Annotated in this window: 11 protein-coding genes and 2 tRNA genes; 6 read left to right on the top strand and 7 right to left on the bottom strand. The window is 55.1% G+C overall.

Translation table 11 applies throughout. The annotated features are described in order from the left end of the window. Positions 1 to 89: 89 nt before the first annotated feature. From AU182_RS06385 to AU182_RS06360, 6 genes are all read left to right on the top strand, one after another. Positions 90 to 728 carry a 50S ribosomal protein L25/general stress protein Ctc gene (locus AU182_RS06385; RefSeq protein ID WP_066962594.1) on the top strand — a complete coding sequence of 213 codons (639 nt, stop codon included), beginning with the start codon at positions 90 to 92 and terminating at the stop codon, positions 726 to 728. Positions 729 to 769: 41 nt separating this feature from the next. Next, positions 770 to 1369 carry an aminoacyl-tRNA hydrolase gene (gene pth, locus AU182_RS06380; protein WP_066962591.1) on the top strand — a complete coding sequence of 200 codons (600 nt, stop codon included), beginning with the start codon at positions 770 to 772 and terminating at the stop codon, positions 1367 to 1369. Between the two features lie 64 nt (positions 1370 to 1433). Continuing rightward, positions 1434 to 2525 (top strand): redox-regulated ATPase YchF, encoded by a 1092-nt coding sequence (ychF, locus tag AU182_RS06375; protein WP_066962588.1) that lies wholly within the window; start codon positions 1434 to 1436, stop codon positions 2523 to 2525. A 112-nt stretch (positions 2526 to 2637) separates the two neighbouring features. Continuing rightward, entirely contained in the window at positions 2638 to 3552 is a 915-nt protein-coding gene (locus AU182_RS06370) for a DMT family transporter (RefSeq protein ID WP_066962585.1), read from the top strand. A 128-nt stretch (positions 3553 to 3680) separates the two neighbouring features. Beyond that, positions 3681 to 3757 (top strand) — tRNA-Met (locus AU182_RS06365). Between the two features lie 39 nt (positions 3758 to 3796). Further along, positions 3797 to 3871 (top strand) — tRNA-Gln (locus AU182_RS06360). 198 nt (positions 3872 to 4069) lie between these two features. On the opposite strand, the gene AU182_RS06355 is transcribed toward AU182_RS06360, so the two are convergent. The 7 genes from AU182_RS06355 to gap form a co-directional block, all read right to left on the bottom strand. Continuing rightward, positions 4070 to 5110 carry a sulfite exporter TauE/SafE family protein gene (locus AU182_RS06355; protein ID WP_066962582.1) on the bottom strand — a complete coding sequence of 347 codons (1041 nt, stop codon included), beginning with the start codon at positions 5108 to 5110 and terminating at the stop codon, positions 4070 to 4072. A gap of 80 nt (positions 5111 to 5190) precedes the next feature. Beyond that, the gene (locus AU182_RS06350) at positions 5191 to 5907 is read right to left on the bottom strand and encodes a SapC family protein (protein WP_066962579.1); all 717 of its coding nucleotides are present in this window, start codon (positions 5905 to 5907) and stop codon (positions 5191 to 5193) included. 167 nt (positions 5908 to 6074) lie between these two features. Further along, positions 6075 to 7118, bottom strand: coding sequence for a cupin-like domain-containing protein (locus tag AU182_RS06345; RefSeq protein ID WP_227718149.1), 1044 nt, complete (start codon positions 7116 to 7118; stop codon positions 6075 to 6077). A 40-nt stretch (positions 7119 to 7158) separates the two neighbouring features. After that, positions 7159 to 8643: a tryptophan halogenase family protein gene (locus AU182_RS06340; RefSeq protein ID WP_066962575.1), complete on the bottom strand. Its 1485-nt coding sequence runs from the start codon at positions 8641 to 8643 to the stop codon at positions 7159 to 7161. A gap of 141 nt (positions 8644 to 8784) precedes the next feature. Next, positions 8785 to 11454: a TonB-dependent receptor gene (locus AU182_RS06335; protein WP_066962572.1), complete on the bottom strand. Its 2670-nt coding sequence runs from the start codon at positions 11452 to 11454 to the stop codon at positions 8785 to 8787. Positions 11455 to 11845: 391 nt separating this feature from the next. Then, the gene (pyk, locus tag AU182_RS06330) at positions 11846 to 13282 is read right to left on the bottom strand and encodes a pyruvate kinase (protein ID WP_066962569.1); all 1437 of its coding nucleotides are present in this window, start codon (positions 13280 to 13282) and stop codon (positions 11846 to 11848) included. Between the two features lie 162 nt (positions 13283 to 13444). After that, positions 13445 to 14458 (bottom strand): type I glyceraldehyde-3-phosphate dehydrogenase, encoded by a 1014-nt coding sequence (gene gap, locus AU182_RS06325; protein WP_066962567.1) that lies wholly within the window; start codon positions 14456 to 14458, stop codon positions 13445 to 13447. Positions 14459 to 14503: the final 45 nt, after the last annotated feature.

Below are 14503 nucleotides of genomic sequence, written 5' to 3'. Positions count from 1 at the left end.
GGCGTTTCAATAGATTCTGCCCCTTTTATAGCAATGCCAGAAGGTTCCGGTCGCAGGTCCTTCTGGACAGACAACCTGAGGTTTACCCCATGTCTGATTTTAAACTGAATGCCAGCGTCCGCAGCGACGAAGGGAAAGGTGCGAGCCGCCGCCTGCGTCGCCTGGAAGCAAAAGTTCCGGCCATCATCTACGGTGGCAAGGCCGAACCGCAATCCATCGCCCTGCTGCAAAAAGAAATGTTCAAGGCCCTGGAAAACGAAGCGGTTTTCTCTTCCGTTCTGACCCTGAGCGTTGACGGCAAAGAAGAGACCGTGATCCTGCGCGATCTGCAGCGTCACCCGGCCAAGCCTATCCTGCTGCACGCTGACTTCCAGCGCGTATCTGCCAACACCAAAGTACACGTTAAGGTACCCCTGCACTTCCTGAACGAAGACATGTGCAAAGGTGTTAAGGCCGGCGGTATCGTATCCCACACCCTGACCGAGCTGGACATCCAGGCACCGGCCTCCAAGCTGCCTGAGTTCATCGAGGTAGACCTGGCAGATCTGGAGCTGGACGGCACTGTTCACATCTCCGACATCAAACTGCCGGCTGGCGTTGAGTCTGTGGACCTGGCGCACGGCGAAGACCACGACCTGGTTGTCGCTTCCGTGCACAAGCCGCGCGGTGCTGTTGAAGCCGACGCCGAAGAAGGCGAAGGTGAAGGCGAAGAGTCCGGCGAAGCCTAAGCCGACTCTCGTTCAGGTCTCCTAACTATAGGTAAAGCACCTTGAGCAAGGCTCCGGACACGCCCATCCAGTTGATTGTGGGCCTGGGAAACCCAGGCCCCGAATACGACCGGACGCGACACAACGCCGGGGCCGACTTCGTCTCCGAGCTGGCCCGTATCCACGGTGCCCAGCTCGCGCCAGACAGCAAGTACCACGGCCTCACCGGCCGTGTGCGAATCGGCGGGCAGGATATCCGCCTGCTGATTCCCACCACCTTTATGAACCGCAGTGGCCAGGCAGTGGGCCCGCTGGCGAATTTCTTCAAGATCCCCGTTGAGGCTATTCTGGTCGCTCACGATGAGCTGGACCTGCCCTGCGGCACTGCACGCCTGAAAAGTGGCGGCGGTCACGGGGGGCATAACGGCCTGCGCGATATCATCGCCGCCCTGGGAAATAATCGGGATTTCATGCGCCTGCGCCTTGGGGTTGGCCATCCGGGCAACGCCCGGGACGTGGTCAATTACGTACTCCAGCGTGCGCCCCGAGTGGAACAGGACCAACTGGCCGAGGCCATCGATCGCGCTGTAGATGCGCTCCCCACCGCGGCCAGCGGCGACTGGAGCGGAGCCATGAAAGCACTGCACACCAAATCCAAGTAGACAGTGTCTGCCACCGGCGCACCCTGTCTCAACGCACCACAAGATTCACAACAGGATTCACACCATGGGTTTTACTTGCGGCATCGTCGGCCTGCCCAACGTGGGCAAATCCACTCTGTTCAATGCCCTGACCAAAGCGGGGATCGACGCAGAGAATTTCCCCTTCTGCACCATTGAACCGAACGCCGGCATCGTGCCGGTACCAGACCCGCGCCTCGACAAACTCACCGAGATTGTCAAACCGCAAAAAGTCATTCCAACCACCATGGAATTCACGGATATTGCGGGCCTGGTGGCGGGCGCGTCCAAGGGTGAAGGCCTTGGCAACAAGTTTCTCGCCAACATTCGCGAGACCGACGCCATTGCCCACGTGGTGCGCTGCTTTGAAAACGACAATGTCATCCACGTCGCCAATCAGGTAGACCCAGTCGCCGACATCGAAGTGATCAACACAGAACTGGCACTGGCGGACCTCGACACCGTAGATAAAGCCCTGCTGCGCTACACCCGCGCGGCCAAAGGCCAAGACAAACACGCCATCAAAATGAAGGCGCTGCTGGAAAAAGTGCAACCGCACCTCAATGAAGCCAAGCCGCTGCGCTCCTTCGGCCTCACCGAAGACGAACTGGAGGGCCTGCGCGAGCTGAGCCTGCTCACCGTCAAGCCCACCATGTACATTGCCAACGTGGATGAAGACGGCTTTGAGAACAACCCGCACCTGGATGCGGTATCCGCAATCGCCGCGGAAGAGAATGCCGTACTGGTGCCCATCTGCAACAAGCTGGAATCGGAAATCGCCGAGCTGGACGATGACGAGAAAGCCGAGTTCCTCGAAGAGCTGGGGATGGATGAGCCGGGCCTGAACCGCGTCATCCGCGCCGGTTACAACCTGCTGAGCCTGCACACCTACTTCACCGCCGGCGTCAAGGAAGTACGCGCGTGGACCATCCCTCAGGGCGCCACCGCGCCGCAGGCCGCGGGCAAGATCCACACCGACTTTGAAAAAGGCTTTATCCGTGCAGAAGTTGTGAGCTATGACGACTTCGTAGCGCACAATGGTGAAGCTGGAGCCAAGGAAGCCGGCAAATGGCGCCTGGAAGGCAAGGACTATGTGGTGGTCGATGGCGACGTGATTCACTTCCGCTTCAACGTCTAAACCCCCTTCCACCAGCCATTCGGCAAGTCCGGCGCCCACAGTGGGCGCCGGAACAAGCGCCCGCTATTTCGCGCCCCGCGCCCTACCCACTTCAGCACCACCAAAGGTTGCCATGCACCAATCCAACTGGAGAGTCGGCCTGCCACTGGCCCTGACCACCGCCTTTCTATGGGCGCTCCTGCCCATCGCCATGAAAGGCCTGATCGTCGACATGGACTCCACCACCGTGACCTGGTTTCGCTTCTTTGGTGCCGCAGTGTTTGCCGGCATCTGGTACGGCTGGCGCAGGGACCTGGACTTGCGCAGCCTGCTCAAGGGCAAGCTGCTGCCCTACTCCCTGCTGGCGGTCGGTGGCCTGCTCGGAAACTACATTGCCTACGCCACCGGACTCAACTACATCACCCCCGGCGCCTTGCAAGTACTGATTCAGCTGGCGCCGCTACTACTGCTTATTTTCAGCGTGGCTTTCCTGGGGGAGCGCTTCTCCGCGCGCCAGTGGATGGGCGTGGGATTGGTATGTCTCGGCCTGCCGCTGTTTTTCAACCTGCGTATTCAGGAGCTCGCCGCAGGGGAGGACCGCGAGTACTTGATTGGCGTGGGGCTGGTGGTCATCGCTGCAGTCACCTGGGCGGTATACGGACTGTTTCAGAAAAAGATTGTCGCCCAGTCGCGACCGCAAAACCTGCTGATGCTGATCTACATCGCCGGGACGCTGTGCTTTCTTCCCATCGCACAGCCCACCAGCGCCCTGCAGCTGGACGCCCTCGGCTGGGGACTACTGCTGTTCCTGACTGCCAACACCCTGATTGCCTATGGCGCCTTCGCCAAAGCCATGGGCGCCTGGGAGGCGTCCCGGGTAAGCGCCACACTGGCGCTGGTGCCCTTGATGACGCTGGCACTGAGTACTCTTATCGGCACTGTGTGGCCCGAATACATTGCCGTGGAACCCATGAACTGGATCAGCTGGGTTGGCGCCATAACCGTCGTAATGGGCTCCCTGCTGGCTGCCATCGGCCGCGGCCGCTGATCTCCGCGGGCCATCCCCGGTGAAAAGTACTTTACGCGCTAAGCTACTGATTAATTTACTAAAAAAGTATTGACAGCTCCCCGAGGTCGCCCGATAATGCGCGCCCTCGGTTAGCCGAGACTTTCAGTGGCAAGGTAGCTCAGCTGGTTAGAGCGCAGCACTCATAATGCTGAGGTCGGGAGTTCAAGTCTCCCCCTTGCTACCATTTTCCCTCTGTGAGAAACCAGACTCACAGCACCTTTACTGGGGTGTAGCCAAGCGGTAAGGCAGCGGGTTTTGATCCCGTCATGCGAAGGTTCGAATCCTTCCACCCCAGCCATTTTCCCCGATATGGCAGTCGGCGCAGCGAAGGCAGCGCGCTCTGACAGGTTCGAGCCGAAGTTGGCGCAGCCAACGGACACCAGCGAGCCGCAGGCGAAGCTAATCCTTCCACCCCAGCCATATACGAAAAAGGCGATCTCACATGAGATCGCCTTTTTTATTTTGCCGCCAATTCCAGTACGCGCAGTATGCGCAATCAAGAACCCGCTGCCAGATGACTCACCGGAAGCGCGTCGCCTCCAGCTACCATCGCATTACGATTGTCCGCCCTGCGCAGGCCGAGTAGCCGCAACGCCTCGAAGCCGGCCAGACACACCAGCACTGAACACAACGCGATGAACGTACCCGCCAGCCCCAGCGTCGCCCTCTCCGACACACAGGTCCAGATGAACTGCACAATGCACAACAGGGCCACCACCAGCAAGGTGGGCTTGCGGCCAATCAGACCAACCACAAACACCCCGAGCGGCGCTCCAAGAGCCACCACCGGCGCAGCCGCAAGCCAGTTACCCAACACCCCCGGCTGCCAGTCCCCGGTCACGCTCTTCACCACCACACCGACCACTGAAGAAAACGCCATGATCACCACAGATGTAGGGATGGCCACCTTCAAATCCACCCGACTGAGCAATACCAGGGCAGCGTAAATCACCATATCGATACCCACACCGGTCACCGATACCGCCGCGAAGCCAGAAGCCGCACCCAGTAACAACCCCACGCGAAAATCCTTGGGACAGCGCGGATCACCGGCATGGTCGTGGGCGGTGATTTCGCGCAGGCGATACAGGTGCAATATACCGAAGCTGCCCCAGATCACCGCAAACGAGAGCTTTACCCACAACTCGGGGATCAGGGGCGCGAAATAGAGAATACCCAACGGCGTCGCCAGCAGGCTGCCAAGAAGCGCGCCGCGGAGCATGGACCAGGCCAGCAGCTGACGACGGCAGAAGATAAAAATACTGGCGCTCACCATACCGATGGACTGCACCGCAAAACTGAAATCCCGGCCGAGACTGGCAGGCATATCAAACAGCAGCACCAGCACCGGAAAACCGACAGTACCGCCCCCCATTGGGGTAGAGCCCGCGGCATAACTGCCAATAGCCATGGACAACGCCATCGGCCAGTGTTCAGCGACCGCAGCCCAGAGGCCCTGACTGGAGATGAACAGTGCCCACAGGCCATAGAATGCGGCGAGAAAGAAAAGCCAGGGGACGTAACGGGAAACAGACATGATGAGGTAAACCGGAAGGATATCCCGGCCTCAGACAAGGCCGGGATAATCAGGGAGCTGGCGCCCCCTGGGCGCCAATATCAGGCGTCAGCCTGCATTTTGGCCAGGCGCGAAAACTGGTGCATGGAGCCCAGCTGCGCGAACAGCGGCGGCAGGAAGCCGCGCTTGCGGAAGTCCGCGTAGTCTTCCTCACTCAGCTCACCCAGTTTCTTCTCATCAACCATGTAGATACCGGTCAGGTTGATCTTCTCACCACCGGCATTGACCGCAACGTTCTGAGTGGTCAGCAGGTCTTTTTCGGCGAGGATGGTGATGAACGCCTTGGTCATCTGGTCGCTTTCCAGGTAACCCACCAGCGCCTCTTTCTTGGCTTTCAGGTATTCGGACTCTTCACCAGACTCGGTAAACAGGGCTTCACCCTCTTCTTCACCGACAACCGGGCTGTTTTCAACCAGGCCCACCATCAGCTGCTCTTTGTTCTCACCAGCCGGTGCCAGAACGAAAGGATGATTGCGCACAGCGCCAGGAACAAAAACACCTTTCCACTTATCGCCATCTACGAACAGGTTTTCGCCCACTTTCAGGCTAAGAAGCGCAACAGACTGGAACTGGTCCGTGTCGGAATTCTTGACAAACACGATCGGGAACTCAGCGCCCAGACGGGAGAATTCGTGAGCAGTTACCGGCACCATGTGGGCATTCTTAACGTGCTCAAAGGTCCCCAATTCACGGACTTTCAGCTTGCCGTGGACGTCGCTGCGCAGAGGTACGATTTTTGGGGCTTCTACAGTGGCCATACAACACCTTATTGAAATTTGAAGTTATTCTAAAAAACCCGCTCAGTATATTTTTTATACTCAAAAAGGGAAGCAAAAAGTTACCTCAGGAAAGCCAAAGATTCCAGTATTTCCGACTCCGGCTCACCATTTTTCCCGAGAGGATCCAACCTGGACGCAGAAGACGCTCAAAATCGACCGGGATCAGATAACTGCTTGATTAGCCAAGCTTTAACGTTTTTGACTCTCTCCTCATCCAAATCACCGAGAAACCCCCTTTTTGCCGCTGGAATATGCTCTCCAGCATCACCATTCTGACCGAAAACGTAATGGTCAAACAGCGCCCTCCACGCGTCTTTCACCGGTGCAGAACGATGTTTGAGAGCAAGCATACCCAACAACATAGCATCAACGGCACTCGGACCTAACTCACCACCGATAGAGCCCCCCTGCCAATAGTTCACCAAAGCGTTGACAGCTTCAAGTGACTCCACATGGTGCCACCAGAGAGCCGGGATATATATGACATCGCCCGGCTCCAACTCAGCGACCCAAGCGTGTCCAAGTGCCTGCTCAAACCTGGGAAACCTTTCAAAATCTGGCTCCATCAAGGAGACCATACTCACAGGCGCACCGGCAGGGGTATTATCAATGGGACCTATGTACAAATTTCCCACTTGCTGGGGTGGGAACAAAACAAAACGACGCCTACCGGCGACACAACACGCCAAATTCTCAGCGTCATCATAGTGAGTCGCGACAATTGATTTACCACCGATCCAGATTCTTGGACGAACATCTGCACCAAATAAATCAAGCGAGTTTTCGTCATGCACACCAGAAAAGTACTCATCGATGTAGGCGCTTTGCAGAGATAGAACCGGAGCATCAGCCTGCTTCTTCGCCCGCAACAACCTATCGGAAAAGTCAAAAAATGTGGTTTGGACACGTCTAAAATTAAACCCAGACATCACGTCATCGTAGAAGAAATAGCCTCCAGACTCCTTTGACCCCTCTATTATTTTCACCGGGCCAGGTATCACCCTCTTATTAAGATATTTGATCAAGTGTTCATCAGACTGCCTTGCCGCTCTCACCAGCTCCCAATCTTTTACCCCCCCCCGAAAAACCACTGGCGTATGCCTGGCAACAATCTCATCCTGGAATTCTCGCCCACAGCCCATACGGATCGATGGGATATTTTTCATCCTTTCAAGTAAAGCAGCGTCCAAATCAAACCTCCAAGTTACCCAAAAAAATCCTCACTGGAGCTCACAAAATAAAATGTGCATGGGGCGGCATCGATTCTACCGAGCTGCCAATCATGGCCCTCATCCCCTGCAAAAACGCACGCAACTGCTTTTCCGTCAGGTCGCCTGCAGCTGGATGGTAACTTTTAGGACGAACCCCCTGACCGATCATCACCTGCAACCAAGCAGAATCAGAAAATAAGCTATCCGCTTCTTTCGGAAACTTCCCAGTTTTACGGAAAAGTTCAATTTTTCTATGTAATGAATCGGGAACATCCATCGACGCACAATCCTGCCAAAAGCTGCTATCTCTGCGTTCGTTTAGCTTGTAATGCAAGATAATGAAGTCACGCACCGATTCGAGCTCAAGACGACTCAGCCGATTAAACTCCGCAATTTCTTCATCACATATTTTTTGATGAGGAAAGAAATTGATTAAACGAGTTACGCCGGTCTGAATTAGGTGGATGGAAGTAGATTCGAGCGGCTCGAGGAAGCCACTCGATAGTCCAATGCTCACCACATTACCCTGCCACTGCTTCTCCCGGCACCCCGTTTTAAATGGGATGATTTTCGGCTCGGCTAACGGTTCGCCGGGGAGATTGCGCATCAACACCGAAAGCGCCTGATCATCGTCCCAATGCGTACTAGAAAAAACCAACCCATTACCGGTTCGGTGCTGCAACGGAATCTGCCACTGCCAGCCTGCATCATGTGCAATTGAACGGGTAAACGGAGGGATCGGGGCAACGCCACTACTAGGAACAGCTATCGCACGGTCACAGGGAAGCCAATCATCCCAGCTCAAATATCGAACACCCAGTGATTGTCCTATTAGCAATCCAGCAAACCCGGAACAGTCGACAAATAGATCGCCGCAGACTTCACGGCCATCTTCAAGCTGCAAACCGGCGAGAAAATCACGGCGGGAGCTGTTAAGCACGTCACCCACCTTGCCTTCGATTCTGAGCACGCCCTTAGCTTCTGCATGACGACGCAATAAACTCGCATACAAACCGGCGTCGAAATGATATGCGTAAGATAGACCTGAAAAGTTAGTTGCAGGAATCTTACTCACCGCAGAAAACTTCCCGGCAATAGCGGCCTGGTAGTTTAATGAGTAATCCCAATAATCGCTGCCATCTCCTTCTATTCGAGCCCGAGCCCAATAATGATGGAAATCACAGAACGGGAAGTTTTTACCGACTGGGCCGAATGCGTGCATATAGCTTTCGCCATTGACACGCCAACCTTCAAACATGATTCCAAGTTTTGCGGTACCTTGCGTCTCCCGCAAAAACTCCCTCTCGTCGATACCAAGCACTTGGTTTAATTGTCGTATCGGCGGTATCGTGGCTTCGCCCACACCTACAGTGCCAATCTGGTCCGACTCAATCAAAGTAATCGATATCTTCTCTGGAAGCGCCCTTCTCAATAGCGCCGCGGTCATCCACCCCGCTGTGCCTCCACCGAGAATCACAATATTGCCAATGTTGCCTGTTTCCAACTTTGCCTCCTAGATAAAGACACACCAGACCTAGCCAATCACCTATAAGCCAAGATAACCCCAAGAAAAATTTGCGTCCATACGCTTTTCGACAGGCAAAAAAAAACCGGGTCAAAGACCCGGTTTTTTAGCCATTATGCCTTAGAAGCTCATGCGAGCGCCCAGAACAAAACGACGACCGTTCTCGTATGCAGACATAATACGTCCACTATCGGTGTTGAACTCAACCAATTCTTCATCAGTCAGGTTCACAGCCTCGAAAACAAGGTCGATATTGTCGGTAACAGCAGCTGAGATGCTGGCGTCCCACTGACCGTACGAGTCATTCCAAAGTTCATCACCATTAAAGTGAAGGCCTTTGTACCACTCAGTGCGGTAGTTATACATCAGGCGCGCGCCCACCCAGTCGTTTTCATAGTATCCAGTCAGGTTGTACATGTGCTCGGAAGCACCCTCAACAAGACCGGACCCTACCTTATCTGCTTCTCGCTTCTGGTCAGAGGAGGCATCTGTATAGGTGTAATTCGCCTGAACACCAAAGCCATCGAAGTCATGCTGCCAGCTCACTTCCAGACCAGTGGTGGTACCGCCTTCGCCAGCAATTTGCTGAGTGAAGGTTACATCAACCATCTCATCAGTCTGTTCGTTATAGCGTGCATCTACGGTTTCCTCACCGTAAATGTAGCTGTCAATGTCCTTGTAGAAGAAGGTAGCCGCAAGCAGAGAAGCGTCCTGATAGTACCACTCGTAAGACGCATCAAACTGATTTGCCAGCATCGGCGGCAACATCGGGTTGCCCTTCTGGCCAGTCGGATTCGCCTGATTCAATGAACCGTAGGTCTCGAATGGTGACAAGGTGCTCTGGTTGCGACGCGCCATTACGCGAGCAACACCGAGTTTCAGCTGAGTTTCATCGTCCAGATCGTAAATAAAGTTAGCGCTAGGCAGCACTTCACTGTAGTTATTATCTACAACTACCCAATCCAGCTCTGCTGGTGCCAGCCACTCACGATCAACTGTATAGAAGCCCCAAGAAGGAGAGGCTCCGTCCAACCAGCGATAGCCACCGGAAGCCTGCTTAGTATCGACATAACGCAGGCCTACGTTACCGCGGAAGCTCTCACCCTCGAAATCGCCCTGCACATAAAGCGCGGTAATTTCTTCGCCAACAGCCCAGTTTTGCGCCAACTCCAGAGAGCGAGCGTAATCAGCAGGAACACCGTTCAAGCCAACAAAAGCCATCTCTTCCATCGCTTGGCGGTTTTGCTCGATTTGCTTCAGCAGACTACCGGAAGCCGGCGCGTCTACGTTCACAGTTCCCTTGGCATCCAATCCGCAAGATGCAAGTGTCGGGCAATTATCAAAAATATACTGCAAGTAAACGGGCCAATCTGGAGCAAGACTTTCATCCTGCAGCGTATTGGGACCGTGCCAGCTGTAAACGGTACGCTCTTGAGCACGCTCCGCATCGCGATATTTGAGGCCGGTTTTGATGTTGGTGAAAACGGAGAACTCGACCGGAATATCCAGATCCAACTGCGCGTATGACTCTTCGTCAGTGGTCGGACGCTCACCACCCCAGATCCAGCCCGCGCCAAATGCATCGGCATCGGTGGTCTCAGGAGAGGTATTAACCTCGCGACTATTCAGATCATAGGTATAGTTAGCGGTCGCATTTACGTACTCCCAGGAGGTCTCGCGGTAGGTACCACCAGCCGCTTCGGTTTTACCAACCACCCCGTGCAGAGAAAAAGCGTCGGTTTCGTAATCTACAGACAAGTCGTAAGATTCGGTTTCGGTGCTGGATACACGATTGATGAAATCAAGGAAAATGGCACCACTATTATTTGTTACCGCGGAGGAAGTAACATTACCGCCGCTGATGCCACTGTTTGCGATGATTTCGTCGCGAGTATTATTTGGCAGCAACAAGAAGTTCTGGTTCTGGTTGTTCGCATTCATTTCAGACGACAAAGCGTTGAAAGTAAATGTCAGCTCCTCGCTTGGTGCAGCCTGCGCAGACAAGAAGAACGTTTCGCGTTCACGTGCCTGCTCAAATTTTGCGATGCCTATGTGACTAGGCACACTGTAGGCATCTGCATCGGATTCATTCCACCCGAGAATTTCCAAGCCTTCACGCTGCAAAGTGCGGTCTTGCTTAACGGCAGAGACAAGAACACCAAATGTCTCAGACTCGTTCTTCCATGAGTATTGAGCAGCCAACTGTGGGTCATTCTCGCCAGACTTATCGGAGTACTGGCTTTCCACAGCAATATTGATTGCGTTGGCTTCCATATCTAATGGACGGCGAGTTTTCACGATTACCGTACCACCGATCGAACCCTCATCGATGGATGCCATCGGAGACTTGTAGACTTCCAAACCAGAAATCAGGGTTGACGGCAGCAGGGTGTAGTTAAAGCTACGAGCAGGATCATCGAGGATGAACCAGTCAGCGGTGGCTACAGTCTGACCATTGAGCAGAGTACGGTTAAGATCTGGACCGGCACCACGAATACTAATCTTTTCGCCTTCGCCGAACTCGCGGCTCACCGCCAGGCCCGGCACGCGAGAGAGAGATTCGGCGACGTTTTTGTCCGGAAACTTGCCTACATCTTCCGCAGAGATTGCGTCGACGATGGCGTTTGCATCACGTTTTGTACTGAGAGCATCCTGCAGAGAAGCACGAATACCTGTCACGGTTACTTCTTCGAGAGCTTCAGTTTGCTGAGCAACTGCCAGTGGAGCCATCAGGCCACCACTCAGTACAGCTGCGCTGATCGAGAGAGCGAGTTTGTTACGCTTAAGCATCGATTTCCCCTTCCTTTTTTATAGATATAAAGGTTTGGCTAGAAACTTTTTATTCACCTTGTACCGCCAAATGATAGCGCTGTCATTCGTTTTTATGATAGCGCTGTCATTCTCAAGATCGACAATACACACAATGCGATAAAAAAGCTACCGTCAGGGGGAGAAAAAATCCGGGTAATTTGTCGCTTTATGTAACTTCCACCTGCCATTTATGACATCTCATGCGCCACAGGTGCCGGCTCTCCCAGAAAAATAGAATATAAATTGTTCAAATTTTGTGACCGACCGGCCACTTAGGGTTTTACTTCACGGTGCTTCTCAGCGGACATACTTATCCCGGCACCCACCCCGGCCTCCATGCCGGGGTGGGCTGGCACCTTGTGAAAGAGTGCTATTCAATTTCCTTGATGCGCATGGAGCTGGTGCCTCCCCCCATATTCAGGCGCTCGCCCTGGGTAATCAGGATGCGCTGGCCTTTCTGCAGGGTAATGCGGGAGCCAAGAACTTCGACGATGGCATCGGTCAGGTGGCCGAGGGGTACGGAAGCGGGATCAAATTCGATGGGCTCCACGCCGCGCAGCAGCACCAGCTGACGGGCGACCCGCGGATGACGGGTCAGGGCGTAAATCGGCAGCTGCGAAGTGGCCCGGGACATGATGCGCGGGGTGCGACCGGACTCGGTCAGTGCCGCTACCGCACACAGGTTTTCCACCCGTGCTGCGGATTCGATTGCGGCCTGGGCAATGACCGTATCAATGGTTTCCGATGCAGAGCGGTCTGCCGCCGGACGTGTGGTGGTGCCCAGATACTGTTCGGCACCGACCACCACTTCGGCCATGGACTCGACGGCCGCAACCGGGAAGTCGCCCGCGGCCGTTTCCGCCGACAACATAACCGCATCGGTACCGTCGAGCACCGCGTTGGCCACGTCCATCACCTCGGCGCGCGTCGGGGTCGGATTGGTAATCATCGACTCCATCATCTGGGTCGCGGTGATTACGCCGCGGTTCAGTGCATTGGCCCGATTGATCAGTTTTTTCTGTACGCCCACCAGCGCGGCATCGCCGATCTCCACACCCAGATCTCCGCGCGCGACCATAATGACGTCCGACGCGAGGATAATATCGTCCATCTGCTCATCGCTGCCCACGGCCTCGGCACGCTCGACCTTGGCGACGATCGCGGCATTGCTACCAGCGTTGCGCAGAGCTTGCCGCGCAATTTCCAGATCTTCGCCACTGCGCGGAAAACTTACCGCCAGAAAATCCACGTCCAGTTCAGCGGCAAGTTTGATGTCTTCGTAATCTTTTTCGGTCAGTGCCGGTGCCGACAGCCCGCCACCCAGCAAGTTGATCCCCTTGTTATTGGAGAGCTTGCCGCCCTGCAATACCCGACAGAACAACTTGCTTTGGGTGCCGCCAGTCACTTCCAGGCGAATCTTGCCGTCATCCAGTAGCAGGATATTCCCCGGTTTGCAGTCAGCGATCAGCGACGGATAGTCCACACCAACGCGCTGCTGGTTTCCGCCCTCTTTCGGGCAGTCGGCGTCGAGGGTGAACTCGGCATTGTTCTCGAGAAAGATGCTGCCCTCGGCGAAGCGGGCAATGCGGATCTTGGGGCCCTGCAGATCGCCCAGTACGGCGACCAGACGGTTTTGCTCAGCGGATGCACGACGCACCTCTTCCACACGCTTGCGGTGATCGTCGGCACTGCCGTGGGAAAAGTTCAGGCGCACGACATTGACGCCGGCGCGGATAATCTCGTCGATGACGCGAGGCTTGTCGGTACCCGGGCCAAGTGTGGCAACAATTTTTGTATGGCGAATCATAGTGGTCGTATTCGTTTATCGATTGGGAGTGAGACGGACTTTGTTCTTATGGCAGCCAACGCTGACTGCAGAAAACAAAACCGGGGCGGGTATTGCACCCACCCCGGCGCGATAGCTTTTCCGCTATCTGACTGCTACCGCAGCCACAGGCATTGAGCCAGTTTACAGGCCCAGCGCTTTGGCCATTGCCAGGCTGGTGTCGAGCATACGGTGAGAGAATCCCCACTCGTTGTCGTACCAGGCCATGACTTTCACAAGGTTGCCGTTTACACGGGTGTGATTGGCGTCAAAGTGGCTGGAAGCAGAAGTGTGGTTGAAATCCACAGATACCAGCGGCTGCTCGCAGAACGACAGAACACCGCCCTTGATGGTGCCCGCGGCGTCGCTCATGATCGCATTGATCTCGTCCACAGTGGTTTCGCGGCTGGCGATAAACTGGCAGTCCACCAGGGAGACATTGTTGACGGGTACTCGCACCGCCATTCCATCCAGCTTGCCTTTCAGCTCTGGCAGCACCAGGCCCACAGCGGCGGCGGCGCCGGTCTTGGTCGGGATCATGTTGTCCGCGGCAGCGCGTGCACGGTAAATATCCTTGTGCACCGCATCCTGGGTATTCTGGTCGTTGGTATACGCGTGTACCGTGGTCATGAAGCCGCGCTCGATGCCAATGGCTTCGTTCAGCACTTTGGCCACCGGAGCCAGACAGTTGGTGGTACAGGACGCATTGGACACAACTTTGTGCTCTGCGGTCAGTTTGTCGTCATTCACACCGTAGACCACGGTGAGGTCGGCATCGCCAGAAGGAGCAGAAATCAGCACCGCTTTGGCACCAGCCTGCATGTGCTGGGAAGCCGCTTCCTTACCGGTAAACAGACCGGTGCATTCGAGCACCAGATCTACTTCCAACTCGCCCCAGGGCAGCGCAGCAGGATTGCGCTCCTGGCACACCTTGACCATGTCACCACCAATCACCAGGTTTTCGCCTTCGACGGCAACCTCTGTGGTAAAGCGCCCGTGCACGGTGTCGAACCGGGTGAGGTGTGCGTTGGCTTCCACCGGAGCCAAATCATTGATGGCAACCAGCTGGATGCGATCGTTGTATCCGGATTCATAGATCGCACGCGTTACATTGCGGCCGATTCGGCCATAGCCATTGATAGCAATTCTGAGTTTCATATCGCTACACCCTCTGTGTTTTGAAAATTTATGATTTTGTATCGG

The organism is Microbulbifer sp. Q7, assembly GCF_001639145.1.
Lineage (GTDB): Bacteria > Pseudomonadota > Gammaproteobacteria > Pseudomonadales > Cellvibrionaceae > Microbulbifer.
This window is presented reverse-complemented; position numbering and strand designations above follow the sequence as displayed.